The 25033-nt window shown below is 62.2% G+C and carries 15 protein-coding genes; 3 read left to right on the top strand and 12 right to left on the bottom strand.

Translation table 11 applies throughout. From position 1 onward, the window contains the following. Window positions 1-68: 68 nt before the first annotated feature. Both BOP93_RS12540 and BOP93_RS12535 read right to left on the bottom strand, forming a co-directional pair. Window positions 69-2327, bottom strand: coding sequence for an ATP-dependent DNA helicase (locus BOP93_RS12540; protein WP_104502874.1), 2259 nt, complete (start codon window positions 2325-2327; stop codon window positions 69-71). Then, window positions 2324-3970: a VRR-NUC domain-containing protein gene (locus BOP93_RS12535; protein ID WP_104502873.1), complete on the bottom strand. Its 1647-nt coding sequence runs from the start codon at window positions 3968-3970 to the stop codon at window positions 2324-2326. Before BOP93_RS12535 ends, BOP93_RS12540 begins: the two co-directional genes overlap by 4 nt. 188 nt (window positions 3971-4158) lie before the next feature. Between BOP93_RS12535 and BOP93_RS12530 the strand changes: the two genes are divergently transcribed. Further along, window positions 4159-4383, top strand: coding sequence for a YgdI/YgdR family lipoprotein (locus tag BOP93_RS12530; protein ID WP_104502872.1), 225 nt, complete (start codon window positions 4159-4161; stop codon window positions 4381-4383). Window positions 4384-4530: 147 nt separating this feature from the next. Here the strand turns inward: BOP93_RS12530 and BOP93_RS12525 are convergent, their stop codons facing one another. From BOP93_RS12525 to BOP93_RS12490, 8 genes are all read right to left on the bottom strand, one after another. Then, the gene (locus BOP93_RS12525; protein WP_104502871.1) at window positions 4531-5955 is read right to left on the bottom strand and encodes a polyurethane esterase; all 1425 of its coding nucleotides are present in this window, start codon (window positions 5953-5955) and stop codon (window positions 4531-4533) included. 178 nt (window positions 5956-6133) lie between these two features. Then, window positions 6134-9253 carry an autotransporter serine protease gene (locus BOP93_RS12520; RefSeq protein ID WP_104502870.1) on the bottom strand — a complete coding sequence of 1040 codons (3120 nt, stop codon included), beginning with the start codon at window positions 9251-9253 and terminating at the stop codon, window positions 6134-6136. Window positions 9254-9410: 157 nt separating this feature from the next. After that, window positions 9411-12368, bottom strand: coding sequence for an autotransporter serine protease (locus BOP93_RS12515; RefSeq protein ID WP_104502869.1), 2958 nt, complete (start codon window positions 12366-12368; stop codon window positions 9411-9413). 34 nt (window positions 12369-12402) lie between these two features. Next, window positions 12403-13743 carry a TolC family outer membrane protein gene (locus BOP93_RS12510; RefSeq protein ID WP_104502868.1) on the bottom strand — a complete coding sequence of 447 codons (1341 nt, stop codon included), beginning with the start codon at window positions 13741-13743 and terminating at the stop codon, window positions 12403-12405. Between the two features lie 2 nt (window positions 13744-13745). Continuing rightward, window positions 13746-15038, bottom strand: coding sequence for an HlyD family type I secretion periplasmic adaptor subunit (locus BOP93_RS12505; RefSeq protein WP_104502867.1), 1293 nt, complete (start codon window positions 15036-15038; stop codon window positions 13746-13748). Between the two features lie 91 nt (window positions 15039-15129). Beyond that, window positions 15130-16872 (bottom strand): type I secretion system permease/ATPase, encoded by a 1743-nt coding sequence (locus BOP93_RS12500; protein WP_104502866.1) that lies wholly within the window; start codon window positions 16870-16872, stop codon window positions 15130-15132. Window positions 16873-16976: 104 nt separating this feature from the next. Then, window positions 16977-17333 carry a protease inhibitor Inh/omp19 family protein gene (locus BOP93_RS12495; RefSeq protein ID WP_104502865.1) on the bottom strand — a complete coding sequence of 119 codons (357 nt, stop codon included), beginning with the start codon at window positions 17331-17333 and terminating at the stop codon, window positions 16977-16979. Between the two features lie 47 nt (window positions 17334-17380). Beyond that, complete coding sequence (locus tag BOP93_RS12490) at window positions 17381-18814, bottom strand: serralysin family metalloprotease (RefSeq protein WP_104502864.1); 1434 nt, start codon at window positions 18812-18814, stop codon at window positions 17381-17383. Between the two features lie 586 nt (window positions 18815-19400). Between BOP93_RS12490 and BOP93_RS12485 the strand changes: the two genes are divergently transcribed. After that, complete coding sequence (locus BOP93_RS12485; protein ID WP_104502863.1) at window positions 19401-19673, top strand: DUF1652 domain-containing protein; 273 nt, start codon at window positions 19401-19403, stop codon at window positions 19671-19673. Window positions 19674-19812: 139 nt separating this feature from the next. Here BOP93_RS12485 and BOP93_RS12480 read toward each other — a convergent pair whose 3' ends face one another. After that, window positions 19813-22260, bottom strand: coding sequence for a UvrD-helicase domain-containing protein (locus BOP93_RS12480; protein WP_104502862.1), 2448 nt, complete (start codon window positions 22258-22260; stop codon window positions 19813-19815). 217 nt (window positions 22261-22477) lie between these two features. Here BOP93_RS12480 and BOP93_RS12475 point away from each other — a divergent pair, with 217 nt between their 5' ends. Beyond that, window positions 22478-23173 (top strand): pirin family protein, encoded by a 696-nt coding sequence (locus BOP93_RS12475; protein WP_104502861.1) that lies wholly within the window; start codon window positions 22478-22480, stop codon window positions 23171-23173. A gap of 133 nt (window positions 23174-23306) precedes the next feature. On the opposite strand, the gene pgm is transcribed toward BOP93_RS12475, so the two are convergent. Then, window positions 23307-24950 (bottom strand): phosphoglucomutase (alpha-D-glucose-1,6-bisphosphate-dependent), encoded by a 1644-nt coding sequence (pgm, locus tag BOP93_RS12470; protein WP_104502860.1) that lies wholly within the window; start codon window positions 24948-24950, stop codon window positions 23307-23309. Window positions 24951-25033: the final 83 nt, after the last annotated feature.

Below are 25033 nucleotides of genomic sequence, written 5' to 3'. Positions count from 1 at the left end.
CACATAACCGGCTGATAGACCGCCATCGGGGGCAAGCCCCCTCCCACATTTGAATGGCGGTGAGTCCCTCAGGTCGTTGGCGACCACCATTTGGGCAACAATTGCCTCACCCGCGCCTCACCAAAGCGATCATCAATCAACATCACCACGCCCCGGTCGTGTTGACTGCGGATCACCCTCCCCGCCGCCTGCACCACTTTCTGGATACCGGGATACAAATAGGTGTAGTCATAGCCCGCACCGAAGATCGCGCCCATGCGCGCTTTCATCTGTTCATTCACCGGATTGAGCTGCGGCAGGCCCAGGGTGGCGATGAACGCCCCGATCAGGCGCGCACCGGGCAAGTCGATGCCTTCGCCAAAGGCGCCACCGAGTACCGCAAACCCCACGCCCTGGCTGTGCGGGGTGAACTGGTCCAGAAAGGCCTGGCGTTCAGCTTCGGCCATCCCCCGCGACTGCAGCCACAGCGCAATCTGCGGGTGCCGCTCGGCCAGCAGCTGCGCGACTTGTTGCAGGTAATCGAAGCTGGAGAAAAACGCCAGGTAGTTGCCCGGCTGCGTGGCGAACTGCCGGGCGATCAGTTCCACGATGGGTTCCAGCGACGCCTGGCGGTGCACGAACCGCGTGGAGATGCGGTCGACGATGCTCACCTGCAGTTGCTCGGCCTTGAACGGCGATTCGACGTCGACCCAGGCGGTGTCCGGCGGCAACCCGAGCAAGTCGGCGTAGTAGTGGCGCGGGCTGAGGGTCGCGGAAAACAGCACGCTGCTGCGCGCGGCCGTCAACCTGGGGCGGATGAACTCGGCCGGCACCACGTTGCGCAGGCACAGGGTCGAGCTGCTGCGCTTGGCGCTGAACTGGCGTTTGCTGATATCGAAGATGAAGTGTTCATTGAACAGCTCGGCCACCTTGTTAAATTGCAGCGCCTCGAAGTAGAAGGCCTGCAAGTCGCCACTGAGGGCTTCGGGATGGTCGTTGAAATAGTCGCCCATGGCGCTGGCACATTGGCTCAGGGCCTGGAGCAGCTTGTCGGGTTTGGCCGCGTACGCCTGATACGGCGCCAGTTGGTCCTTGTGCAGCGCATTCCACTCACGGTTCAGGCGCTGCAAGGGCTTTTTCAGCGGCTCGGGGGCGCTGTCGCGCAGCGTCTTGAGGCTGTACTGGTCGAGGCTGGCGCTGTACATCGACCGCGCGCGCTCGACCAAGTTATGCGCCTCGTCGACCAGCACCGCGACGCGCCACTGATTGAGCTGCGCAAGCCCGAAGAGCATGGCGCCGAAGTCGAAATAGTAGTTGTAGTCGGCAACCACCACGTCGGTCCAGCGCGCCATTTCCTGGCTCAGGTAATACGGGCAGACGTCGTGGGCCAGGGCCACCTCCCGCAGGTGACGCTGATCAAGCAGACGCACCCTGGCTGCCGCCTGGCGGGCGGCGGGCAAGCGATCGTAAAAGCCCCTGGCCAGCGGGCACGAGTCACCGTGGCAGGCTTTGTCCAGGTGCTCGCAGGCCTTGTCCCGGGCCACCAGTTCCAGCACCTGCAGGGACAGCGCGGGGCTGCTGTCGTAAAGGACTTGGGCGGCATCCAGCGCCAGCTTGCGGCCCGGGGTCTTGGCGGTGAGGAAAAACACCTTGTCCAACTGCTGCGGCGCCAGGGCCTTGAGCATCGGGAACAGCGTGCCGACGGTCTTGCCGATGCCGGTCGGCGCCTGGGCCATCAGGCAACGGCCGGTGCTCACCGCCTTGTAGACCGATTCGGCCAGCGAACGCTGACCGCTGCGAAACTCGGCATGGGGAAACGCCAGGCCTTGGGCGTCGCGGTTGCGCGCCTCACGGTGTTGCATCTGCTGGTGGGCCCAGTCAAGAAACAGCGCGCATTGCTGGTTGAAGAAGCGCTCAAGGTCCGGCGCGGCAAAGCGCTGCTTGAGCAGGGTCTCGCCCTCGCCGACGATATCGAAATACACCAGCGCCAGCTCGATCTCATCAAGCCCCAGCTTCTGGCACATCAGCCAGCCATAGACCTTGGCCTGGGCCCAATGCAATTGCCGATGGTTGGCGGGCTGGGCCTTAAGGTCGCCGCGATAGGTTTTTACTTCTTCGAGGCGGTTGCTGTCCGGGTCATAGCCGTCCGCCCTGCCCCGCACCTTGAGTTGCTCGTACTCGCCCTCGAGCGCGACTTCGTTCTGGTAATGCGCGCTGCGCCGCGACGCCACCGTGCGATGGCCGACGATGCCTTCCTGGGCACTGGGCGACGGGGTAAAGCGCAGGTCCAGGTCACCGACCTTGGCGGTAAATTCGCACAACGCGCGCACCGCGACGCTGTAGCTCAAGCGGGCTCTGCCCAGCGCACATAGCAGACCGTGACCGGCATCTGGTACTCGCCGCAGAACTCCAGCCAGCGCAGTTGGTTGTCCTGCAGGCGGTCGCCAGGGCCCTTGACCTCGATCATGCGGTAGGTCTTCTGCGCCGGCCAGAACTGGATCAGGTCGGGCATCCCGGTGCGGTTGGCACGGATATCCAGCAGCAGCCGCTCGAACCAGTAGCGCAAGTGTTCGGCCGGCAGACATGTCAGGGCCTGCTCAAGCAGCTCTTCGCTGAGCAGGTTCCAGAACACAAAGGGCGATTGAATGCCCCATTTGTCCACGTAACGCTGGCGAATGGTGGTCTTGTAGCGCTCGTCCCGCAGTTGCTCAAAGCACGTGCTGAATAACTCGGTTCGGCGTTGATGAAAGTCCTCACTGTGCAAGTCGGCAGGCCCGCGCTGGAACGGGTGGAAAAACGCGCCCGGCAGCGGCGCGAAGATCACGTCCCAGCACAGCAGGCCGAACAGCGAATTGATCAGGCCGTTTTCCACGTAATGCACCGGCGCGTCCGGCTCGCTCAGGTGGGCCTGCACACAATATTCCACCGACATCAGCGGTTGCGGCGGCGTCAGTGCCAGGTCCAGGCGCGTGACGACTCGCGGCTTGGCCTTGGGCACTTTGGGCTCACCCAGCTTGCGCCGCAGACGCGGCACTACGCGCAGCAGGTGTTGTTGCTCGGCGGCGCTTTGCGGTGCCTGTTGCGCCGCCACGGCCAATGCCAGGGCCTGTGCATAGGCCTCCTGGCGCTCCAGCACGCGGATCAGCCGCGCACGCGCGCCGGGATAGGCGCAGCCAGCATAGATCTGCTCGGCCACGCTCAACTCAGCGCTGCGCTCGCAGTATTGGCCGATCTGGAACAGCAGTTTGGCGCGGCGTTTTTCCAGCCAGGGGTTGTCGGTGTGCAGCGTGGCAATGTGCGCCAACACCGTTTCCAGCGCCTGGCCCGCCTCGAAAGCCTGCTGGCACTGGTGCAGGAACAAAAAGCCCTCGACGTCGGCACGGCTGCGCAACCCTCGGGACTCGGCGCAGAACGCAACCTTCTCGTAGGTGTAGATGCCCAGGTCCGCCAGCACGAACTCCGACCAGTCCTGATATAGGTTGCCGAAAAACATCAGGCGCAGGCGGTCGCACAACGGCATCACCGTCAGGCTATAGAGCACGTCTTGCAGGTCGGGGCACCAAAGGGCGAAGCTGCGGCTTTCATTGAACTGCGCCGCCAATGGCGCCAGCCAGTCGGTTTTGCGGCCCCTGGGGTGCTCGATCCAGGGTTTGAACGCCGCAAGCAACTCACTTTTTTGCAGCAAGCCGAACAGCTCTTCAAAGCCCAACGGGCATTGGTCCTCCACCCAACCGGATGCCAGCAGTGGCTGCATGGCCGCGTGCGGACAGCCGATTTCCAGGTAGTTAAGCTTTGCCCCACGAAAATGCACGCCCTTGCGCATGACCATGCGCACCAATAACGCTTGTGACGCCTGGGGCAACCTGTCGAATTGCTGAATGAACTGCAATTCGTCCGGGTCGAGCAGATCGGCATAGCGCTGCTCCAACCACATCAGCACTTGGCGGAAGTTGTGCAGGTAATACAAGGGGTCTTCGAGGGGGTGGCTCATGGCACAACGCGGTCAACTACTGGTTATGCATACAGAGTGACGCTGCAAACGGTTTGTTGCAATCAGTAATAGATAAATGGCGCCTGCAACTTTTTGAAAAAAAGCGATCAGATGAGGGAGCTGATCGCGTAACATTTATGCCTCGCAGCCAGACGCTGCGGGACTTTTCAGGGTTAAAGGTAAGGGTAATGAACATGAAGAATTTGGGTCTTCCACTGGTTGCACTCACTTTTCTGGTACTGGCCGGTTGCTCCACGCAAACGGTGGTCACGTTGCAAAACGGCACACAGTATCTGACCAAGGACACACCCAACGCCAAGACCGCCGACGGCTTCTACGAATTCACCGACATCGCCGGCAAGAGTATTCGTATCAAGGCCGATGATGTGGCGACGGTGCGCAAGGAACAATAATTTCAGGCTGGCCTATATCAAATGTGGGAGGGGGCTTGCCCCCGATAGCGGTGTATCAGCCTGCTTATAGGTAGCTGACCCACCGCTATCGGGGGCAAGTCGAATCGTCGCACCGCCCCTCCCACAGTTTTAACCGCATTCCAATAGTCAGCCGATCATAATCCCCTCCCCCGACACACTGCTCACCCCCACCAGCGTCACCGAGTCGGCACCGAAGCTGATCACGGTATCCCCGCCGACCAGCTTGGCATGATCGCGATAATCCGCGCTGCCCTGCACGTCCGTGAAGACCAGCTTGTCCGTCGCCTGGTAGCCCACCACGCGATCATTGCCAAAGTGCCCGCTGAACAGGAAGGTGTTATGCCCGCTGCTGTCGCGGATCGTGTCATTGCCTTTGCCGCCCTCGATAAAGTCCACGCCCTTGCCGCCCTGGATCAGGTCGTCGCCGTGACTGCCGATGATGAATGTGTCACCCTTGTGCGCCTCGGCATTGCGGTTGAGGTCTTGCACCCAGGTGGTGGCCCGCGCGGGGTCGGACAGGTTGGCGACGATCACCGTGGAGTCGCGGGTCATCTGCTCATAGAAGCCGGAGTCGAGAATGCGCGTCATGCCATCACCGTAGCCGGTGGGCAAGTGCGACACCCAGGTCGGCAGGTTGAGGATGGAAAACGGCAGCACGTTCCACAGCGATGACGCGTAGTGGTCGTTGAAACTGACGATATTGTCGGTGGTGGACTCATGGGGGTTGTCGTGCACGCCCAGGGACGACGGGTTGAACGATGCGCCATCCAGCGCACGGAACACCGGGTCATTTTCGTAGCCCACGTTCAGCACCTTGTCACCGGCGCTCTGGGTCGGCGAAGCATAGGCCACATAGTTGGCGTCCTTGTAGAAGCCCGACCATTTGCTGTCGCTCAAGTCAGCCATGCTGTTGACCGCCAGCCCACCGAGGCTGTGACCGCTGACCAGTACGTCCTGGCCGTTGAGGCCATGGGCACCGGCAAACTCGGCGACGTTCTTGAGCAAGCCGCCGAAGGCTTCGCCGACGTAGTTTTTCGCGTAGTCCTTGGGCCCGAACGCGGCGAGCAGGTCGCTGATCACATCGCCGATGGCGTCACTGATCAGGTGTTCCCGCGGCCCCGACGTGCCGCGAAAACCGATGCCGATTTCCTGCAGCGTGCCGGCGTCATCGTATTTGCCCAGCACTTCGACCTGGGCCGAGGCGTAGCCGGGTTTCTCGCCAAAAAATGTCCCCCGCGCGTCCACCTTGCCGGTGTAACCCAGGGCGCTTGCGCTGATCGGCGTCCACCCAGCCGCGTGCACCGCGTCAAGGGCGGCTTTTTCCGAGTCCGGGTTCCAGGGGATGCCGCCAATCACCCCCTGGGCATCGGTGCCGCCGATCAAGGCGCTCACCAGCGTGGCCGGCAAGCCCAGGCCCAGGCCATTGTTCTGGTAACCCACGGCAAACCCGTGATCCAGGTTGTGGTAGGCATACAACGTGATCGCCAGCGCATCGGCGAACAGCGCTTTGGAGCCCTCGGTCCCGAGGTTTTTGTAGTCAAAAATACCCATGGCACTGCCTCTCTGTTGTTGGATTTGTCGAGAAAGCGAAAACACCTTTTGTCCATCACCCGCTGTAGGAGCGAGCTTGCTCGCGAAGATCGTCAACGATGACGCGCTCTACCTGAACAACCGCGCCGCACTTGAGTTTTTCGCGAGCAAGCTCGTTCCTACAGTGGTTTTTAACGCGTCAGAACGCCCAGTCCAGGCTCAAACCGACGCCATGCACTTTCTCCTTGCTGGCCAGCAAACCGTTGTAGTCGAAGTTCACCCGCGCATCCTTGCTCAACGCCAGGCTCACCCGTGCCCCGACCAGGGCGGCATCGCGCACCATCGGCGCGCTTTCCACCGCGAACGAAGGGCCGCCGGAGGCAAACGCCAGGTGCTGTTCGGCGTCCGTGCTGCTCAGGTTGTGCTGCCAGCCCAGGGTGCCGGACACTTCCAGTTGCTGATGATCATCGACGTTGAAGGTTTTCAAGGCACGCACACCCAGGGTGCTCAGCACCAGGTCGCGGCTGTCGTCGCCACTTTTCAGCGCAGCGGCATCGCCCTTCTCTTTGAAGCTGTCGGTGTCCAGGTGCACGTAGGCCAGGTTGGCGAATGGCTCAAGCGCCAGGGGTTGCAGGTTGATGCGGTACGCCGCCTCGGTGAACACCTGGGTGCTGTGGGCATCGACCTTGGCTTTCTGCTTGCCGCTGACATCGCCGTATTGCAGGTCACGCTTCACATCGGCGCGGTGCCAGCTGTAGGTTGCGCCGCCACTCAGGCGCCAGGCGCCGATTTCATGCCCGGCATAGGCACCAAAGTGGTAACTGTCGACCGAGGCACGGCTATGGGTGTCGCTGCCCATGTTCAGCGACGTATCGCTGTAGCCGGCCACCAGGCCGATGCGCGTTGCGTCGTCGAGGGCACCGTCCACGCCGGCCAGCATGCCGCCGATGGACGTGGTGTAGCCCGCCGTGTCGCTGCGGCTGTCGGTCTTGCCCCAGGCCCCCAGCGCTTTTACCCACACATTGCCACGACTGTCGATGGCATGGCTGGTCGCGCCCATTTCACCGTTGCGCAGCCGCTCGCCGACCGCTTCGCGCACGTAGCGGCTGTCATTGACCAACGCAGTCTCCAGGGCTGGATAGACTTCGCCACTCAGTTGCTGGAACGCGCCCTGTGCCGAGGCCGCCGTTGGGGCCAGCAACAGGCTTTCATACACGCCGTTGCCTGCGCCCAATTGCTCGGCGGCTGCGGCGACGGCGCGCTGGTTTGGCGTCGCGGCCACGCTGGCGAAGCTGTTGGTGCGAGCCACATCCAGCTGCACACCGCCCGCCGCGTAGTTCAACGTGCCGCCGATGAACAGGTAGTCCGGCAGTACCGCACCGAAGCGGCCGGTAATACCGCCCGCTGCTTGCAGGATGTTGTACTGGCGGCCGATCAGGCTTTGCGCCTGGGTCGCGCTGAGCAAGGTCGGGCTGTTTTCCAGGGCCAGGGTCACGGTACCGCCATTGAGCGTGGCGGTGCCGCCGGCGACGATGCGGTCGCTGCTCGTGGGCGACAGCTCTACCGCGTAAGTCGAGCCCGCATCGAAGGTGACATTACCCGCCACGTTCAGCGTACCGATGGAGTTGCCCGGCGCCACAGTGCCGCCGCTTCTCGCGGTCAGCGAGCCGATACGCCCCGAGCCACCGACCACGCCGCTCTGGCCGACGGTCACGTCGGAGGTGAGCGAGCCGTTGATCGCCAGCAAGCCCTGGTTGACCAGGGTCGGGCCGCTGTAGGTGTTGGCGCCGGTCAGCACCAGGGTGCCAATGCCCTGCTTGGTCAGGCCGCCATGCCCGGCGATGTCATTGCTCCACACATCCAGCCCGCAATGGATGTCGGTGCACACGCGCTGGGTCGGTTTGCCGGCATCCACCACCGCGCCAATGCCCGGCAGGTCGGCGACGAACTGGCCACTGCCATAGGCGCCGTCGATGCGAAACTCGGCCGGAATATCCTCGGCGGTAACGAACATCCCCGGACCGTTGATCGCCTTGCCCAGGTTGATCATGCCCCAGCCATACAGCGAGTCGATGCCCGGCGCACCAAGGTCGGTGGCGGTGGTCTTGAGCAGCGTGGAGATCTGGTCGCCGCTCATGTACGGGAAACGCTCCATCAGCACCGCCGCACTGCCGGCCACATGAGGCGCGGCCATGGAGGTGCCGTTGAAGTTGGCGTAGTCGTTGGTGAGGTTGTCCAGGTTGGTGCCGTTGATGATCGAACTGAAAATCTTCGTACCCGGCGCCGCTACGCAGAAACTCGCCGCATAGCCACAGCGCGAGGAGAAGGTGCTGATCACGTAGGGGTTGGCGCTCGTGGTGTCCGGGTTCTGCTGCAGGGCCGCCACCGACAGCCAGTTCGGCGCAATCTGCGGCACGAAATACGCCAGGCCCGAGATCGCATCCGGGTTGTTGCGGTTGTAGTCGTTACCGGCGGCAAAGATGGTCAGTACACCGCTGCGGGCCGCGTCGATCGCACCTTGATAGGCACCACCGGCAATCGTGCCGAGGATCGGCCGGATGTTGTTGAACTGCGCCTGGGCTTCATTGACCGTGAAGTTGGGGAACGCCGGATCGCGCCCGCCCTTGGCGTACTGATCGCCGATGCCGATGCCCCAGCTGTTATTGATAATGCGCGCGCCGCTGGCGACCAGCGCATCCCAACCGGCTTTGTACACCGCGCCATCGTTGCCCAGGATGATCCCGTCTTCCGGGCCGGGGTCGCCGTTTTCGGCGCTGATGATTTGCGCGTTGAACGCCACGCCATGCATCGGCCCGCCATCGCGGTTACCCGCCGCAATGCCGCCGACGTGGGTGCCGTGATTGCCCAGCTTGCCGTTGGAGCCCAGGGACGGCGTGCCGTCATAGCGAAACGCATCACCGGCCTTCACCGGGATGTACGGATCGGTGTACTGGCGGATGCCCTCGGTGACGATCGTCACCACTTTGCCCGGGCTGGCGAACTCCGGATGCTGGGCGTACACCGGCTGGTCGAAGATGCCCAGCTTGACGCCCTTGCCGGTGTAGCCGGCGGCGTACGCGGTGTCGGCGTGCACGGCGCCCAGGCCCCAGTCGGCCTTGAACTCGTTACTGCGCCAACTGGCGGCATCGCCCGGCTTGCCGGTTTCCATATAGGGTGCGGCCTGGGCGGTTTGCATGCTTGCGAGGCCGCTGGCCAGGCAGCACAGCAACGCGCCGTATGGCACGCGGCTCAACGCCTTGAGCGGATAGCCCGGCCCTGTGTGGAGGGCAATGGTGAACCCTGACTTGCGTTTTTTCACGGTGACCTTCCTTAGTTTTCTTATTGCCAGTAGGTGAATCACTTTCCCTGTGGGAGGGGGCTTGCCCCCGATAGCGGAATGTCAGTCGCCGGATGTACCGGCTGACCCACCCTCATCGGGGGCAAGCCCCCTCCCACATTTGATCGGTGGTGTGCCTTTAGAACTGCCAGTTCAGGCTCAGCCCCACGCCCTGGGTTTTCTCGCGCCCGCCCAATTGGCCGTTGTAATCCAGGTTGACCCGTGTCGACGGGCTCAGCGCCAGGCTCGCCTGCAGCCCTACCAACGCGGCGTCGCGCAGCAACGGTGCGCTGCGCACGGCAAATGACGGCCCGCCGGCGACAAACGCCAGGTGTTCCTCGGATTCCACCGCCGTCAGGCTGTGCTGCCAGCCCAGCGACCCGGACAGTTCCAGTTGTTGATGGTCGTTCAACACCAGGGTTTTCAGTGCGCGCACGCCAAGGGTGCCGAGCACCGCATCACGTCGGTCACTGCCGCGTTCCAGGGCCGCCGCAGCGCCTTTTTCGTGGAACGAATCGCTGTCCAGGTGCACGTAGGCCAGGTTGGCGAAAGGTTCCAGTGCCAGCGGTTGCAGGTGAATGCGGTACGCGGCTTCGGTGAACAGCTGCGCGGTGCGGGCCTCAAGCTTGGTCTTTTGCTTGCCGCTGACCTCGCCGTATTGCAGGTCACGCTTCACATCGCCGCGATGCCAGCTGTAGGCGCCGCCGACACTCAGGCGCCAGTCGCCCAGCTCACGCCCGGCATAGGCACCGAAGTGGTAGCTGTCGATGGACGCCGAGGAATGGGTGCCGCCGCCCATGTTCAATGAGCTGTCGCTGTAGCCGGCGACCACACCGACGCGGGTCTGTTCGTCCAGTGCGCCGTCGACACCCGCCAGCAAACCGCCGAGGGAGGTGGTGGAACCCGCCGTTTCACTGCGCGCATCCGACTTGCCCCAGGCGCCCAGGGCCTTGAACCACAGGTTGCGTTCACCGGCCACCGGCACATGGCGCAGGCGCTCGCCCACCGCGTCGCGCAACTGGCGGCTGTCGTTGATCAACATCGCGCCCACGGCCGGGTAGATTTCACCGGACAGTTGCTGCAAGCCCTGTTGCGCGGTGGCAATCGAGTCGGACTGCAGCAGGCTTTCGTACACCGGGTTGCCGGCCCCCAACTGCTCGGCGGCCGTGGCGACGGCGCGCTGATTGCGGGTGGCGCCGACGCTGGCGAAGCTGGCGTCATTGCGCCCCACCGCCAGTTGCACGCCGTTGGCGGCGTAATCCAGCGTGCCGCCGAGGAACAGATAGTTCGGCAGCACCTGGCCGAACTGGCCCTGGATACCGCCGGCCGCCTCGAGAATCGAGTATTGCCGGCCGATCAGGCTCTGGGCCTGGCTCTGGCTCAATAACGTCGGGCTGTTTTCCAGGGCCAGGGTGACGGTACCGCCCCCCAGCACGGCCTTGCCGCCGGCGACGATGCGGTCGCTGCGGGTGGGGGTGAGTTCCACCGCGTAGGTGGAGCCTGCGCCAAGATTCACATCCCCGGCTACTTGCAAGGTGCCCACCGAATTACCCGGCGCCACGCGTCCGCCGCTGTTGACCGATAGCGCGCCGATCCGCCCGGAGCCGCCTAGGGTGCCGCTGTCGTTGACCGTTACGGCCGAGGTCAACGCGCCGTTCACCGCCAGCAGGCCGCCGTTGACCAGGGTTGAGCCGCGATAGGTGCTGTCGCCGCTGAGCACCAGGCTGCCCGCGCCGGATTTGATCAGGCTGCCTTCGTACACGCGGTTCGCCGCCGCCTGATCACGCGCGCTGCCCACGGCGTAGTCGGCCTGGTCCTGCTGGCTGGCGCTGGCGCTCACGCCGTTCTGCCAGCCTTTGTCGAGCAGGGTTTGCTGCCAGGCGCTGTGTTCAGCGCGGTCTTCGGCCTGGCGCTGGAGCAAGGCCTGGTCGGAGATGCCATTGCTCCACACATCGCCCTGCCCGGCCGCGAGGTTCACGTTCATTGCGCCGAGCAACTGCCCCGGCCCGTGCATCGCCCGGCCGAGGTCCGGCACGCCCCAGCCGACGATGGCGTTGGGGGCCTGGGTGATTGAGCCGTCAAGCTGCGTGGCGGTGGTCAACAGTACCTGCAGCGCCTGTTCGTTGGTCATGTAGGGATAGCGCTCCATCACCAGCGCCAGGGCGCCGGTGGCATGGGGCGCGGACATCGAGGTGCCGGATTTCACCCCATAACCACCGTCCGGGATGGTGCTGTTGATCAGCGCACCCGGGGTGGAGATGCACCAGTATTTGGCGATGCCGCACTTGTTGTACTTCTGGTTGTTGGCCTTATCCAGCCCCGACACTGCCAGCCAGTGACCTTCCAGTTCCGGCTGGAAATACGGCAGCGCCGAGCGCACGCTGGCATTCGCATAGCCGCTGTTGCCGGCGCTGAACACGTTGATCACGCCGGCCTTGGCCACATCCGCCGCCGCGTCCAGCCAGGTGCCGCGGTTGTAGTGCTGAGCGTAGGCCGCGTGCAGGTCACCGAGGGTCTGGTAGCTGACGTCCTTGGGTTGGCTGCCCCAGCTGTTGTTGATGGCGCGCACGCCGGAGTCCACCAGGGCGCTGTACACCGTCTTGAAATACTTGGGGTCCGGGGTCGGGCCGAACAGGAAGCTGTCGTTGGCGTTGGTGTTGCCGACGTAGACCTGTGCGTTGTACGCCACCCCATGCATGCCCACGCCGTCGCGCGCCGCGCCCATGGTGCCGGTGACGTGGGTACCGTGGGAGTCGTTGTTCGGGTTGAGCGCGCCCGTGGTGCTGAAGGCACTGCCATCGACGTACGTGCCGCTGGCGGTCACCGGGTGGAAGCGCTCTTTGGACGCTTCGGGGTGATTGGCATCGAAACCCGAGTCCAGCGCGCCGATTTTCACGCCCTTGCCGCTGATTCCGGCGGCATAGGCTTCATCGGCCTTCATGCGCCCCAGGCCCCAATCGCTCTGGTATTCGGCGGAACGCCAGCTGGCGGGGTTACCCGCTTGGCCGGTCTCGGTGTATTGCGCCTGCGCCGCAACGGACAACAGCAGCAATGAGCCTGCGGTGAAGGGTTTGAACCGTGGTGAATCGGTGATCATCCGTACACTCCTGTTTTATTGTTATGGCGTGCCCCTACCGCGTTCGCTCCGGGCCGAAGGCTTCGTCCACCTTGGCCAGGTCGGTGTCGCGCAGGTTGCCCGCGTAGTAATGCAATTTGGTCCAGGCCATCAGGTAGTCGTACCGCGCCTGGGCCAGATCGCGCCGGGTGCTGTAGAGCTGCTGCTCGGCGTTCAACGCATCGAGGTTGACCCGCTCGCCGCCGAGGATGCTTTGCTTGGTCGATACCACCAGTGCCTCGGCGGAGGTCAGTGCCTTCTGATAGGCGCGCAGCTTGCTCACCCCCGACAGGCATGCGCTGAACTGGCGACGCAGTTCGATCAGGGTTTCGCGGGTCTTGCCTTCCAGTTCGTACTCGGCCTGTTCCATGGCGCGGCTGGCCTGGCGCGTGGAGGCCGAGATAGCGCCACCGGCATACAGCGGCAGGCTGACCTCGACGCCGATGGTGTTGGTGTCGTAGCGCTGGTTATAGGTGTTGCCGCTGTCCGATTCCTGCTTGCGCGAACTGGCGTAGGCGGTAATTTTCGGCAAATGCCCGGCGCGGTTGCGCTCCACTTCATAGCGCGCCACTTCCAGGGATTGGCGCTGCGAGGCCAGCACCGGGTTGTTGGTCAGCGCCAGTTCGTGCCAGGTGGCGTAGTTGGCCGGGCTCAGGCTGAACGCGGCGAAGCTCTGATTGAGCGGTGCCAGGTCGTCGATATTGACGCTTTGCACACCGATCAGCGCGCCCAGTTCGCGCAGGGAAGCATCCTGCTCATCCAGGGCCTGGATCTCTTCGGCGGTGGCCAGTTCATAGCGCGATTCAGCTTCCAGGATGTCCGTGCGCGTGCCCTCGCCTGCCTTGAACAAATGCTCGTTCTGCTGGAACTGCTGCTCGAAGGCTTTCTTCTTGGCGCGGGCAATGTCGATCTGGTCCTGGGCGAACAACGCCTGGGTGTAATAGCTCAACACCCGCACCAGCAGGGCCTGGCTCTTGTCGCGAAAGCTCTCGTCGGCAAACAGCGCCTGGGCCACGCCCTTGCGGTAGTTGGCGTAGGCTTCGTAGTCGAACAGCGGCTGTTGCAGGCTGAAGGTGGAACCGTAGCTGTTGTAGTTGCGGTCGTCGCGATAGCTGCCGCCGCGCCCGTCGGGCAGGTGCGCTTCGGAATTGTTGCGGCCCTTGTTGTAGTTGTACGACAGCCTTGGCAACAAGCCCGCGCGGCCGATGGTGCGGTTTTCCAGGCCGGCGTCGCGCTCCTTGATCGCGCCGAGGAACACCGGGTCGTTGCGCAGGGCTTGCTCGTACACATCGAACGGGCCCATGGCGGCGTGCGCGCCGGCACAGCTGAACAGCAAGGCGAAGAACACCGGTTTCATGCTCATTCCTCGGTCAACGCGGAGCCGGCGCGATCCAGCAGCGGCTTGAACAGATAATTGAGCAACGAACGTTCGCCGGTGCGCACGAACATCTCGGCGGGCATGCCCGGCTTGATCACCAGGCCGTGAAGTTTTTCCAGCGCCGCCTCGCTGACAGTGGTGCGCAGCACGTAATACGGCGCGCCGGTTTTTTCATCGAGCATCTGGTCGGCAGAAATCAGGCTCACTTCCCCCGGGACACGTGGGGTGCGGCTCTGGTTGAAGGCGGTGAAGAGGATGTCCACCGGCAAGTGCGTGCCGACCTTGTCCACCAGATGTACCGGCAAGTGCCCTTCCACTTCCAGGCGCGTGCCTTGCGGCACGATCTCCAGCAAGGTTTCCCCGGCGCGCACCACGGCGCCCTCGGTGTGTACGCCAAGGTTGACCGCGATGCCATCGGCCGGTGCGTTGATTTCGCTGTGCTGCAGGTCGAACCCGGCGGAGGTGAGTTGCTGCTCCAGGGTCAGGCTGCGCAGTTGCGCGTCGGCCAGTTGGCTGCGCACTTCCTTCTGATATTCCTCGCCGTGCTGCTGCAATTTGAGGCGCGATTCGACAATGCCCTGTTCGACGCGGCCACTCTCGCCGGCGTTTTGCGCCAGGTCCTGCTGCACCTGGGACAACTGGCGCTGGTAGTCCATCAGGCGGTTGCGCGGGATGTAGCCGTTGTCGGCCAGCGGTTGCAGACTGCTCAGCTGGTCGCGCAGGGATTGCGCCTGGGCGGTCAAGTCGCTGCGGGCACGGCGCATACCGCTCAACTGCGACGTGGCGCCGTCGATGCTCGCCCGAATGCCAGCCTGCTCACGGGCAAAGGCTTCGCGGCGGCTGCTGAACAGTTGGCGCTGGCCTTCAAGTACCAGCGCCAGGGCCGGGTCGGGGTTGTCGCTCAGTTGCGCGGGGAAGCTGACGCCGGGCAGATTGTCACGTTCACTCTGCCAGCGTGCGGCGCTGGCCCAGGCCATACGGTACTGGGCTTGCAGCGATTGCACGTCGGCCTGGTGCTGGGTCTGGTCAAGGCGAAACAGCGGCTGGCCTTGTTTCACCACCTCGCCTTCGCGCACCAGAATCCGGCTGACCACGCCGGGGCTGAGGGTCTGCACGGCCTTGCGCTTGCCCGACACTACCACCGTGCCTTGCACCGGGATGCCTTGATCCAGCGGCGCCAGGCTGGCCCAGAGGAAGAAACCGCCGGCGCCGACCACGGTCAGCAGCCAGCCCATGCGCACGAAGAAGCGCGCGTCGTGTTGTTCGTAAATCATGCCAGTATCCTTACTGCTTGACGCAAAACGTGTAGGAGCGAGCTTGCTCGCGAAAAACCCACAGGCACTGTGTGTATCCAATCGGAGCGCGTCATCGTTGACGACTTTCGCGAGCCAGCTCGCTCCTACCGCCGGTTTTTTCCCTCGGTGCCTCGTGCTGGCCGGACAACGCGCGCAGCACGTCCTGGCTCGGTCCGAACGCCTGCAGCTGGCCTTCGCTGAGCACCAGCAACTTGTCGGCCTGGGCCAAGGCGGAGGAACGGTGCGTCACCAGCACCACGCTGCTGCCCTGGGCCTTCATCTGCACGATGGCGCTGGCCAGTGCCGCTTCGCCGACGGTGTCGAGGTTGGAGTTGGGTTCATCCAGCACGATCAGGCGCGGCCCGCCATACAGGGCGCGGGCCAGGGCAACGCGTTGCTTCTGCCCGCCGGACAGACCGCCGCCGTTGTCGCCCAGAACGGTGTCGTAGCCCTGGGGCAGGCGCAGGATCAATTCGTGCACCCCGGCCTGTTGCGCGGCCTTGACCACCCGCTCCGGGTCTGCCTCGCGAAAACGCGCGATGTTGTCAGCGATGCTGCCGCTGAACAGTTCGATGTCTTGGGGCAGGTAACCGATATGCGGGCCAAGATCATCGCGGTTCCAGCGGTGAATATCCGCGCCGTCCAGGCGCACGGTGCCGGCCAGGGTCGGCCATACGCCCACCAGCACCCGGGCCAGGGTGGACTTGCCCGAGCCCGAGGCGCCAAGCACACCCAGCACTTCGCCGGCGCCCAGGTTGAAGCTGACGTGGTGCAGGGTCGCCAGGCGTCGACCGGGCGGGCCGGCGCTGACCTGCTCGAAGCTGACCTGGCCCTTGGGCGCCGGCAAGGCCATCTGCTCCGCTTGCGGGGGAAATTCGCGCAGCAATTCGTCGAGGCGCTGGTAGGCCAGCTTGGCTGAACTCCACTGCTTCCACACTGCAATCAGTTGGTCGATAGGGCTGAGTACCCGGCCCATCAATATGGAGCCGGCGATCATCATCCCGGCGGTCATATCGCCCTTGATCACCAGGAAAGCGCCCAGGCCCAACACCAAAGATTGCAGGCACAGCCGCAAGGATTTGCTCAGGGAGGTGATCACCGAGCCGGTGTCGCTGGCCTGGTTCTGCAAGCCGAGGAACTGCGAATGCACCGCGAACCAGCGCTGGCGCAACGCACCGAGCATGCCCATGGCCTGGATGGTTTCGGCATTGTGCAAATGGCTGGTGGCCAACTGCGTCGACTGCTGGGAAAACCCGCTTGCGTCACCCAGCGGCTTTTTGGTCAGGTACTCGTTCAGGCAGGCCAGGCCGATCAGCAGCACCGCTCCCGCCGTGGCCAGTACGCCAAGCCACACGTTGAACAGGAAAATCACGAACAGGTAGATGGGAAACCAGGGTGCGTCGAAAAACGCGAACAGCGCAGGCCCGGTAATGAACTGGCGAATATGGGTCAGATCGCCTAGGGATTGCCCGGCATGCCCCTGCCCGCGTTGCAGGTTGCGTTCGAATGCGGCTTTGTAGACGCGCAAGTTGAAACGTCGCTCCAATTGGCTGCCGATGCGGATCACCACAAAACTGCGGATCACTTCCAACAGGCCAATAAAGGCAAAGAACCCGACGACCATCAGTGTCAACATCACCAGCGTCGTTTCATTCTGGGAGGACAGCACGCGGTCGTACACTTGGAGCATGTAAATCGATGGCACCAGCATCAACAGGTTAATCAAGGCGGTAAAACAGCCAACGCTGATCAAGATGCTTTTGTATTCACCCAGCGCCTTGAACAAGGGCGCAACACTATGGGGCTTGGCCATATCTTTTTATCTTCCCTGAATCCGGATGGCGCGCAAATAGTTGCCCGACCCCTGAATAAGGAGCGGTCAACTAACAAATGAAGTTATAAGCTTATAACTGGAAACTAAGGCGTGCGCCGCAATGCAACTACGCCACCGGATTTAGTGCGGCCCTCATATTCGCCTTCCTTCTGGCGATTCAAGTGCGTGATCCCGCTGCCTTCGGCATTCATCAGCCAGATACCGTCCGGGGTGGGCGACCAGGTCAGGGGCTTTTCACCCAGCCATTGCGCCACACACGCCACATCGCCGCCCAGGCTGTTGGCCTGCTCTTGCAGGTCCAGCGCACACACCTGGTCACCCAGGTGCAGCTGCCAATGCCCCGCCAGCTGCGCGGTACTGGGTAAAACAAGACTGCTCGCCATTGCATGGGCTCCTGCCGACACGATCAAAAGGGTCAACCACTTGGAAAAACGCTGCATCGTTTGGCTCCATCCTGGAACGCGGCGCCGAAGCGCCGCGCCTTACATCACGCCACGATGTCGCTGGCAGCCGCCTGGCCCACGGTGGTGACGAGGAAATCCGCCACGCCGTGCCCGGAGAAGTCCACCGCCAACGTACCCAGGTTTGTACCTGAGGCGTAGGACAGAACCGCGTCGCCGGCATGCCCGGTGAAGGCATTGACGAAGGTCACGCCCGCCCCCTTGGTGATACCGGACAAATCGATCTTGTCCGAACCCGAGGTGAAGTCAAAGATCTTGTCCGCAGCCCCTGGCTTGGAGTCGGAACTGGCACCGTACACGAATGTGTCGCTGCCGGCGCCGCCCCACAGTTGGTCCGCACCGCCACCGCCGTAGATGAGGTCGTTGCCGGCCCCGCCCTTGATCAGGTTAGCGGCCTGGTTACCAATGATCAGGTCGTTGCCCGCGCCGCCGAACGCGTTCTCGACGGTGACGCCCTTGGCAATGGACACGTTGCCCACCAGGCCGCCAACGTCGGAGAACGAGGTCGCATTGAGGTTGATCTTCTGGTTCTGGGTAAACCCGGAGAAGTCCAGGGTGTCGTTGCCGCCACCGTCCCATACCGAGAACACCAGCTTGTCGGCATTGGATGTGGCGCTGAGAAAATCACGCCCGGTGTTGGAGTTGAAACCGTAGGTGGTGTCACCGGCGCGGGTGTTGAGGTTGGCACCGTAGAGCTTCTGGATCGCGGCGATGTCGTCGATCAGCGGACCGGAAGCGTACGCCTCGACCCCGCCTTTGCTGAAGTTCTGGTTGGTGTTGCTCTCGCTCCAGTAACTCATGAGGCTATAGCCACGCGTGTCCTGTCCATAGGTCGCGTCGTTATAGGTCGGGTTGCCATTCCCGGCGTTGTAGTCGCCAGGGTGAGCCAGGCCCAGGGTGTGGCCGATTTCGTGGGTCAGGGTTTGCCGGCCATAGTTGTTCAGGTCCGGCGCCTTGTTCTGCGTGTAGCTGTTGTTGGTCAGGTACCACGAGGTGCCGTCGTAGCCTGCACCGGTGCCGGGCAGGTAAGCGAACGCCGCCGCGCCGTCCTGGCCACCGCTGTAGTTGCCGAAGGTCATATGCCCGTCGCCGCCGGAGGCCTTTTCGGTAAAGGTCACGTTGGCCACATCCGACCAGGATTGCATGGCCAGCGCGGCCTGTGCTTTCTGCTGGGCGTTGAATTGGCTGAAGCCCGAGATGCCATGTTTGTTCATGGTGCTCTGGGTAGCCGAGGTGAGGAAGGTGTAGGTCAGATCGATCTTGCCGTTGCCATCAAAGTCCCGGTACGCGGCGCCATCCCGCAGCAGCTGGGTGGCTGCCTGGTCCACGCTGTAGGACGGTTTGCCATTGACCGTGAGGTTGCCGCCACGGTCATACAAATGGCTGAAGCTATCGATTTGCGAGTAAGCAGTGCTGGCTTGCGCGGCAGATACAATAGCCTTGTCTTTTACTTTTGACATAAACGTACTTCCTTGTTTGCAAGTGCATCAGTCTTTGTTCGATAGGAACCTCGCGGGCGAGGATAGTCCTATCACTCACCTCTTTTGAAGGCGTAAGAAAACTGACACAACTTGAAATCTTTCGTCTACAAATATTTCAGCAGGTACAAAGAGACCTCGCTTCAACTTGAGGAAGTCACGTGCAACGTTTGTTGGGGACTGTCGCGGTTGCGTGGCTGAATAGCGCCAAGCGATATTTAAATATTAAATATAAGTAAAGCCGCTGTAGTTGGTTGATCGACTTGAATAATGGATCCAATACATTGTCACGGTGTCAATGGCGAGATTAAAGAGCCACTACTTTTACTATTACATGACGCTGTCCCCTTTTACCGGGGCATACTTGGCGACGACCACGAAACGCGATCGAGTAGTGGCCTTTTGCCGAGTTCGCAGCAGGACATGATCCAGATCAATATCAGCTGAAAGAACCGCCGAACGGACCTGAAAAAGTCGCCTCTCACTTGCGAACGAATGCTATTTTGAAGGCTCGACACCAAGACTATTGAAGGTCCTGGCCCCTGCCGCGAGCTAAAGGAAGCGCTCAATGAACAAGGTGGGCAACATGAACAAAGTGACATTTCCCAACGCGTGCCAGCTGATGCGCTGGCATTTTCATCCGATGGGCTTCGAGGGGAGTATGGACGCCCCCGGGAGTATGGTGGCCCGTCTGTTTGATCGGGCCAGCGGCGAGACATTGATCGCTATCGCCGGCATTCCCTGCGCCACCGTGATGAATGCTGCCGATGTGGAGCGCATCATCGAGGCGGTGGAGGCTGAGCTTGATAGTTTTGTGCCGCCGTTGCTGTTGCGGGCCTGATCGATTGCGGCTAACCGATGAGATCCAATTGTGTGAGGGGGCTTGCTCCTGATGGCGTTGGGTCAGTCACTGCAAGGTCGAATGACAAATCGCTATCGGGGGCAAGCCCCCTCCCACATTTGGATCGCATTGAGGCCGATTAACCGCGCTGATCGTCGAAGAACGCTTTCTTGCCGTCTACCCGCTCCGACGCCCTTGGCACATTCACCGCCTGGCCTTCAGGCTTTTCCACATACCAGTAGCAGTGGCTTACCGCGCGCGTGATGCCGACGTAGGCCAGGCGCAGCACTTCGTCTTTTTGTGCATTGTCGTACGCCTCGCTGTCGCCGTCCTTGCCCAGCCCCGCCATGCGGTAGACCTGGTTCTTGTAAGGCGAGCTGGTGAGGTGCTGGCAGTCACCCAGTAAAAACACCGTGTCCGCCTGCAGGCCCTTGGCGCTGTGATAGGTCAGCTGTTTGAGCCTTCGTGCTTGGGGCGGCAAGCTTGAATCCAGATTAACTACGACCTGAATATGCTCCTGTATCAACAGCTTATCGCTGCTTTTTCGATATAGCATCAAGATCGTATCGCCCTGCTGGTAACGCTCGCGCAATTGCCGCGCCAGTGCCGCTTCGTCGCGCTGCCGTACTGTCACGGGCACCAGCGGCTTTGGCTCGCCACTGGCCTTGGCCTTTTTGCCGGGAATGGCCGGAGCACTGCGTACGATGTGCTCGGCAGCATCGATGATGTGTTGATGGCTGCGGTAGTTCTCGTTCAGCATCACCCGCGTTGTAGTCGGTGATGCAAACTCCTGGTTGAATTCCATGAAGTACTTGGGCGAACTGCCACGCCAGCCATAGATCGACTGCCAATCGTCCCCCACGCACAACAGTGATGAACGCTGCGCGCCCCGCCCGACATGCATGGCCGGGCCGCGGCTGCGGATTTCACGCAAGCTGGCGCGGATCCACGAAACGATCTGCGGCGATACGTCCTGAAACTCGTCGATCATCAGGTGCGACATCGGCCGCAGCAGCGGATCGCTTAGCAGCTTGAGGTTTTCCGGGGTGTTTTCGCCGAACAGCGAAAACATGCGGTTATAGGTCATGATCGGCGGCGATTGATCAAGCAAGTGATCTTCCAGGGCTTTCCAGAAAATGCCCAGGGCCTCGAAGAACAAGCGGTCCGGGTCATATTTGGCAAAGCTCATGCGGCCCACGGCGCTGGGCACATCCAACCCGAGGTTCTCGATAAAGCCGGCGGCCATTACAAAGCAGTCCAACAGCGGCGCTGAAGCAAGCTCACCCTTGACCTTGTAATCAAACCCGGGCCCGGCCGTAGCGTCGCCTGCAAGGCTACTTAACAGTCTATTTGAAGACTCATAACTCTCCAGCCATATCAAAGGCTTGCGGCAGAAAGCTTGAAAAAGTGTGCGCTTTACCGCCCACTCCGCACGCACCGAAAGCTTTGAGTTGGGCCGGCTGATCAGGGCGTTTTCCCGGGAATCGAAGCCAAGCACCACCCAGGCGTCCAACTCGGGGATATAGCCATGGCAATGAAATGTCGACCCGTTGATGTCGAAGGTCTGCCGGCTCGGCTCGATGCCCTTGATCGGCCACGCGCCTGCGCGAAACCACAGATCCTCGATGACGTCGCAGAGTTCTTCATCGCGCTTGGCCGCCAGTTCCGTCACCGCCACGCGCTTGTGTACATCCGGGTGATCACGCTCCAACTCCTTGAGCTGCAACCCCTGGCGGGCCAACGGCGCGATCAGCTCACGAAAGCGTGCGTGGCTGCCGTGCAAGCGGTGGTAGCAGGCGTTCATCTGTTGGCGCTGGGCGTCGTTGATCCGCAGGTCGAACGGGTTGCTATCGGCGTCCTCGAACCCGGCACTGAGATTCTCGAATGCCTGCAGTCGCTCAAAGCCCGGCAGGCTGCGCACCATCGGCAGGATGCGTGAGTGAAAGGTGCGCACCACTGCCTGGGCTTCTTTCTGCTCAAGGGGTTGGCCCCACAGGCTGAGAATCTGCATGAGCTTTTGGATAAAGTCTTTGCGCGATTCGCGGGTGAACGTCACCACGGTCATCGAACTCAGCTCGAAGCCCAGGTAGTGGGTGAGCAGCAGGATGCGCAGCACCAGGGAGGTCGACTTGCCCGCGCCTGCGCCGGCAATCACTGAGGTCGAGGGCGTGTCGCTGAAGATCATCTTCCACTGCGCAGTGCTCGGCTGGGCGTGGGCCGGCAGCAAGCGTGCAACGTCGGCCTTGATGCGCTTTTTGATGTCGGCGGTCAGGGGCAATCGCCAGTCGTCGAACAGGTTGTCGTCAATGCCGGGAGCACGGGGTTCGTCGGAGCGGAAATCGCGAATCAGCAGGACTTGCCGGCCCTCTTCCAAACCGTCCGCCTTGCCCTCGCGGTAGCCATACTCCACACCGGCTTCATGCCCGCTGCGAAAACCGTCGGCTTGACCATGCAACCAGGAGAACCGGTGCTGGGCGCGCAAGCGCGTGAGGCCGTGTCCGAACAGGCGCGCGGCAAGCCGTTTTAACAGCGGCATTTCCGCTAACGGGCGCAATTCAGGGGGCAGATCGGGCTGTGGACGCGGCACGCGGACTCCTGCGATGAGCTGGGTTTTGACAGTGCGCCATGGTCGCCGGAATTGGCGCAGAGTTCCAGCCAAATGCTTTGCTGTCATGCAGTTAGGCGATGAAGTGAAAGTTATTGCCCTTATTTTCCATCGAATCAATCGATAGGAATCAGGCATTTTTTACGCTTTTTATCGATCATGCGCTGTTGGATCATAGGGCCATCAACAGGAGACGATCATGCTTGAACTTCGACCCTTCAACACCCTGGGCGGCGCCCACCACGGCTGGCTCGACGCCCATCATCATTTTTCGTTTGCCGAATACCATGACCCCGAGCGCATGCACTGGGGCAACCTGCGGGTGTGGAATGACGACATCATTGCCCCAGGCACCGGCTTCCCGCAGCACTCGCACCGCGACATGGAGATCATCACCTACGTGCGTGAAGGCGCCATCAGTCATGCCGACAACCTTGGCAACAAGGGCCGCACCGAGGCTGGCGATGTGCAGGTAATGAGCGCCGGCACCGGGATCGCCCACAGCGAGTACAACCTGGAAGCCACGCCGACCAAGATCTTCCAGATATGGATCATCCCGAACCAGGCCGGGTTACCGCCGTCCTGGGGCGCCAAGCCGTTTCCACAGGGTGTTCGCGAAGGTTTCGTGACCCTGGCCAGCGGCAAGGCCGGCGACACTGAAAGCCTGCGCATTCGCGCCGATGCACGCCTGGTGGCGGCTAACCTGAAGGCCGGCGAAACGGCCGAATATCGGCTGGACAGCGGGCGCCGAGCGTACCTGGTGCCGGCAACGGGCGTGATTGAAGTCAATGGCTTGCGTGCGCAAGCTCGAGATGGGGTGGCGGTTGCCGATGAGCAGGTGTTGCGGGTGACGGCGATTGAAGACAGTGAGATCGTGCTGGTCGATCTGGCCTGATCTGAAGTCTTGTCAGGGATCTAATGTGGGAGGGGGCTTGCTCCCGATAGCGGTGTGTCAATCGTGCATTCGATACTGATCGACCGCTATCGGGGGCAAGCCCCCTCCCACATTTTTGATCTCAGGGTGTCAGTTACTCGGAGATCGCTCCATCTACCAGCACCTGAGCCTCTTGCACCAGCTGCTTGAGGTGATCTTCGCCGATAAAGCTCTCGGCGTAGATCTTGTAGATGTCCTCGGTGCCGGATGGACGTGCGGCGAACCAGCCGTTTTCGGTCATGACTTTCAAGCCGCCGATGGCCTGGTTGTTGCCGGGCGCGTGACTGAGGATCTGCTGGATGCTTTCCCCGGCCAGTTGCGTGGAGGTGACCTGCTCCGGCGACAATTTACCCAGCAGGGCTTTTTGTGCCGGCGTGGCCTTGGCATCGACGCGGATGGCGAACGGCTCACCGAGGGCGTCGGTCAGGCCACGGTAGAGCTGGCTCGGGTCCTGGCCTTTGCGCGAAGTCATCTCGGCGGCGAGCAGGGCCGGGATCAGGCCGTCCTTGTCGGTGCTCCAGACGCTACCGTCCTTGCGCAGGAACGAGGCCCCGGCGCTTTCTTCGCCGCCGAATCCCAGCGAGCCTTCAAACAAACCGTCGGCAAACCACTTGAAGCCCACCGGCACTTCGTACAAACGCCGGCCCATACGCGCGGCGACGCGATCGATCAGGCCACTGCTGACCACGGTTTTGCCCACGGCCGCATCGGCGCGCCAATCCGGACGGTTCTGAAACAGGTAATCGATGGACACCGCCAGGTAGTTGTTCGGCGCGAGCAACCCGCCGGACGGAGTCACGATGCCATGACGATCGTGGTCAGGGTCGCAGGCAAACGCCACATCGAAGCGCTCCTTGAGGCCGATCAGGCCTTGCATGGCGTAGCTCGAAGACGGGTCCATGCGGATCTGTCCGTCCCAGTCGACGCTCATGAAGCGGAAGGTCGCGTCGACTTCCATGTTCACCACGTCCAGGTTGAGCCGGTAGTGTTCGGCAATCGCCGACCAGTAGCGCACCCCTGCTCCACCCAGCGGATCGACGCCCAGGCGCAAACCGGCGCTGCGGATGGCATCCATGTCGATCACATTGACCAGGTCAGCCACGTAGCTGTTGAGGTAATCATGGCGGTGGGTGGTATCGGCCTTGAGCGCCTGGGCGTGCGTGACGCGCTTGACCCCGGCGAGCTTGTTGGCCAGCAGTTCGTTGGCCTTGGCTTCGATCCACTTGGTGACATGGGTGTCTGCCGGGCCACCGTTAGGCGGGTTGTATTTGTAGCCGCCACTTTGCGGCGGGTTGTGGGACGGCGTGATGACAATACCGTCGGCCAGGCCACGTGTGCGGCCACGGTTGTAGCAGATGATCGCATGGGAAATTGCCGGCGTCGGCGTGTATTCGTCGCCTTCGGCGAGCATCACGTTCACACCGTTGGCGGCGAATACTTCCAACGCACTGGCGCCAGCCGGCGTCGACAGTGCGTGGGTGTCCAGGCCGACGAACAGCGGACCGTCGATGCCCTGGGCCTCTCGGTACAGGCAGATAGCCTGGCTGATCGCGAGCACATGCCATTCATTGAAGCTCAACTCGAACGAACTGCCACGGTGACCGGAGGTACCGAACGCCACGCGTTGGGTGGAGATCGCTGCATCAGGCTGGCCGGTGTAATAGGCCGTGACCAGTCGCGGGATATCCACCAGCAACTGGGCTGGTGCCGGCTTGCCCGCAAAAGGACTGATAGTCATGCATAAACCTCGGAGAAAATAAGAGTTCGGAAAAATGACAGTTTACGGGGACTTGGACTACTGCGCGACGGTATCGATCCCAT

The sequence above is a fragment of the Pseudomonas orientalis genome, assembly GCF_002934065.1.
Taxonomy (GTDB): domain Bacteria; phylum Pseudomonadota; class Gammaproteobacteria; order Pseudomonadales; family Pseudomonadaceae; genus Aquipseudomonas; species Aquipseudomonas orientalis_A.
Note: the sequence above shows the minus strand (reverse complement) of the source record. Positions and strands in the feature narration are given on the sequence as shown.

Bases quoted from the DNA above. Each gene is read 5' to 3' on its own strand.
- BOP93_RS12500 (WP_104502866.1), bottom strand. From the start codon at position 16,872: ATGGCCAAGCCCCATAGTGTTGCGCCCTTGTTCAAGGCGCTGGGTGAA.
- BOP93_RS12495 (WP_104502865.1), bottom strand. From the start codon at position 17,333: ATGCAGCGTTTTTCCAAGTGGTTGACCCTTTTGATCGTGTCGGCAGGA.
- BOP93_RS12515 (WP_104502869.1), bottom strand. From the start codon at position 12,368: ATGATCACCGATTCACCACGGTTCAAACCCTTCACCGCAGGCTCATTG.
- BOP93_RS12535 (WP_104502873.1), bottom strand. From the start codon at position 3,970: ATGAGCCACCCCCTCGAAGACCCCTTGTATTACCTGCACAACTTCCGC.
- BOP93_RS12505 (WP_104502867.1), bottom strand. From the start codon at position 15,038: ATGATTTACGAACAACACGACGCGCGCTTCTTCGTGCGCATGGGCTGG.
- BOP93_RS12525 (WP_104502871.1), bottom strand. From the start codon at position 5,955: ATGGGTATTTTTGACTACAAAAACCTCGGGACCGAGGGCTCCAAAGCG.
- BOP93_RS12485 (WP_104502863.1), top strand. From the start codon at position 19,401: ATGAACAAGGTGGGCAACATGAACAAAGTGACATTTCCCAACGCGTGC.
- pgm (WP_104502860.1), bottom strand. From the start codon at position 24,950: ATGACTATCAGTCCTTTTGCGGGCAAGCCGGCACCAGCCCAGTTGCTG.
- BOP93_RS12490 (WP_104502864.1), bottom strand. From the start codon at position 18,814: ATGTCAAAAGTAAAAGACAAGGCTATTGTATCTGCCGCGCAAGCCAGC.
- BOP93_RS12530 (WP_104502872.1), top strand. From the start codon at position 4,159: ATGAACATGAAGAATTTGGGTCTTCCACTGGTTGCACTCACTTTTCTG.
- BOP93_RS12510 (WP_104502868.1), bottom strand. From the start codon at position 13,743: ATGAAACCGGTGTTCTTCGCCTTGCTGTTCAGCTGTGCCGGCGCGCAC.
- BOP93_RS12475 (WP_104502861.1), top strand. From the start codon at position 22,478: ATGCTTGAACTTCGACCCTTCAACACCCTGGGCGGCGCCCACCACGGC.